The organism is Salmonella sp. SAL4457 (assembly GCF_046548235.1).
GTDB lineage: Bacteria > Pseudomonadota > Gammaproteobacteria > Enterobacterales > Enterobacteriaceae > Salmonella > Salmonella enterica.
Genome location: NZ_JBGDZO010000630.1, coordinates 1 through 265, shown reverse-complemented (window position 1 = coordinate 265; position 265 = coordinate 1). Strand labels below are relative to the sequence as shown.

Below are 265 nucleotides of genomic sequence, written 5' to 3'. Positions count from 1 at the left end.
CCTTTCGGTCGATACCGGCACTCAAGGCAAACGAGATATTGCCCGTTGGGTTGGCATAGTTGGCATTCGGAGTCAGAGACCGTTGCGTACCATCTGGAGCCTTAAAGGTGTATTCCAGCAGCTCTGCATGAGCAGCACCAGCGGTAAGAACCGCCAGAGCCCCAAGCATCGCCGGAATTTTAGGCTTGAAATTGATCATCGCATTCTCCATTCGTTTTGAGTTACAAGAACCCAATGCTGGAGGTTACGGGAGGGAGTGCATAAA

At 51.3% G+C, this 265-nt stretch carries 1 protein-coding gene; it reads right to left on the bottom strand.

What is annotated here, in order from left to right; translation table 11 throughout:
• A partial coding sequence (locus ACLJNW_RS25720) for a DUF4165 domain-containing protein (protein ID WP_410961442.1) occupies positions 1-199 on the bottom strand: 199 nt, incomplete at its 3' end.
• Between the last annotated feature and the right edge of the window lie 66 nt (positions 200-265).